At 31.4% G+C, this 2,089-nt stretch carries 3 protein-coding genes; 2 read left to right on the top strand and 1 reads right to left on the bottom strand.

The genetic code is table 11. The features are described 5' to 3' along the window. Positions 1 to 112: 112 nt before the first annotated feature. The gene (locus tag VB711_RS26420) at positions 113 to 469 is read right to left on the bottom strand and encodes a hypothetical protein (RefSeq protein ID WP_323289404.1); all 357 of its coding nucleotides are present in this window, start codon (positions 467 to 469) and stop codon (positions 113 to 115) included. Between the two features lie 286 nt (positions 470 to 755). Here VB711_RS26420 and VB711_RS26415 point away from each other — a divergent pair, with 286 nt between their 5' ends. Next, entirely contained in the window at positions 756 to 1,031 is a 276-nt protein-coding gene (locus VB711_RS26415; RefSeq protein WP_323289403.1) for a UPF0175 family protein, read from the top strand. 205 nt (positions 1,032 to 1,236) lie between these two features. Further along, on the top strand, positions 1,237 to 2,089 hold an 853-nt coding region (locus tag VB711_RS26410; RefSeq protein ID WP_323289402.1), incomplete at its 3' end, for a hypothetical protein.

Genomic DNA, 2,089 nt, shown 5'->3' with positions numbered 1-2,089 from the left:
CCATAACCCAGATACCCGCTCCAAAGTTCTAGTTTTTGTGGGGTAAATTCTGAATATTGGTCAAAAGTAATTCCACTGGGTTCTAATTTTGGTTGTGGTAAAGGTGGTTGAGTCATGGTTTTTGTACGGTTAATTGTGACATTTGTAAAACACGGTCATTCCAATTACCAAGTTCTTGATTTACCTGATTGCTGGCTTCTGTATCATTCCAGATTTGTTCCCATTTAAACAACCAACGGGTCAAAAACCGTCCTAAATTCACTAATTCAAAAGCATAATCAAATTCTACATCCGGGGCTATCCACTCAATAAAATACATTGTCTGTCTAATCAAACTTTTGATCACTTCATTATTATTAACATCTTGTAATAAACCCTGAATTTGTTTTAAGTGGTTGTTTAAATTACTTAACCCGATAGAAACATCATCTTTAATAAAAGTTTCTTGTTTATAAGTTAAGTTAATCATACTAACAAATCCATAATAATTGCAGCAACTTGTTCTCTAATTTTAACATCCAAAATTTCCATTGACCGATTTTATCTAGGGCGGAGATTAACCATAGATTCATAAATTATCTGTTTGTTGTCTGGTATTACATAGAGGATTGCTTTGTATCTAGTAATGACTTCATATTGTCAAGAAATATTATGTAGTGAAAAATATGCTAAAATATAGCAGTCGTCTTAATAGTATAAATTCCCCACCATGAGGGAATAACAAGCCAAATCCAATTAAAATCAAGGAAAAAAATATGCAAATTTCTATTGTTTTGCCCGATTCTATAGCCCATTATCTGACAGAAAAATGGGGTAATTTAGATAGTAGAATCATAGAAATGATTGCAGTTGAGGCTTATCGTCAAGGTTTAATTAGTGTAGGTAAATTAAGAGAATTATTAGGTATGAAAACCCGTTTAGAGGTAGATAGTTTTTTGCAATCTCAAGGCATTTATCTAGCTTATAATGAAGCGGATTTAGAGCAAGATCACCAAACACATCAACAATTACAAGAATCAGGCATTTTGTAGAATAATGTTAGTTATATCTGATACTTCTCCAATTTGTTATCTAGTGTTAATTGATGAAATTGAAATACTTGCTCAACTTTATCATCGGGTAATAATTCCGCAGATAGTTCAAGAATAATTGTTAAGTACAATATAGCCCATTTTTATCTGGTATTTTTTATAGTATTAAGATAGAATATAGTAGTATTTAAACATCAAAAAATATATGACACCAGAACAAGTTTTATCCCAAATATCTAACGGGATTTGGGTAAATAAAGGGGGGTTAAAAGTTCCCCCTGAAATTATTTCGGCTTTATCAAATAAGCGTGATTGGCTTGAATCAATTCAGCCTACAGAGTTTTCAAAATCTAATTTACCTGAAATTTATGCGATCGTAGATTACTTTTCAGATAATGAATTAGATACCGAAGTAGGACAAGCATCGGCTGAAATTCTACAATCTTGCTATGGTGTCAATAAAGTTTTTAATTCTAAAGTACACGCTGATCCATTTACGTCAGGACAACAAAAACTTGATACAATTGGCAAAAGAAAAGCCAACAAAGAGGATTATACAGCAGCAATTGAGGTTAATAATTTGCTGATTGATTGGAATAAATTAAATAATAGTGGGTTCAGGAATAATGAATCATTGTATGAGAAAATAAAAACAGCAGAAAAGGTTAACAAAGATTGGTTTGCTGGATTGGTAGAAGATATTAAAACTATAATAGTTCAATTTTATAACGATTTATTGACTGCCTTTGACAATCAAGAAGTTCCAGTAGAACAGCAGATTAGAAACCAATTTATAAACATGAGAGACAAAGCATCTAATAATATAGATGATGCGATCGCTGATTTTGCTAAAGATGAATCAACGGTATTAGATATATTTAAAGAAATTGTTGAAAAGCTAAAGGAAGAATTGGGTAAAACCTTGCAGTCAATTAAAGAAACAATATTTGGTAAAGATGAAACGTTAAAAGCAACTGAAGATGCTAATGCAGGATATAAAGAAAAACGAGATAATTTAAGGAAGTTACAGAAAGAAACTATTAAACCAACTACCAAGG

The organism is Cronbergia sp. UHCC 0137 (assembly GCF_034932285.1).
Taxonomy (GTDB): domain Bacteria; phylum Cyanobacteriota; class Cyanobacteriia; order Cyanobacteriales; family Nostocaceae; genus Cronbergia.
Note: the sequence above shows the minus strand (reverse complement) of the source record. Positions and strands in the feature narration are given on the sequence as shown.

What these genes read in the sequence shown, in the direction of transcription:
- VB711_RS26420 (WP_323289404.1), bottom strand. Translation starts at nt 469, where the DNA reads ATGATTAACTTAACTTATAAACAAGAAACTTTTATTAAAGATGATGTT.
- VB711_RS26415 (WP_323289403.1), top strand. Translation starts at nt 756, where the DNA reads ATGCAAATTTCTATTGTTTTGCCCGATTCTATAGCCCATTATCTGACA.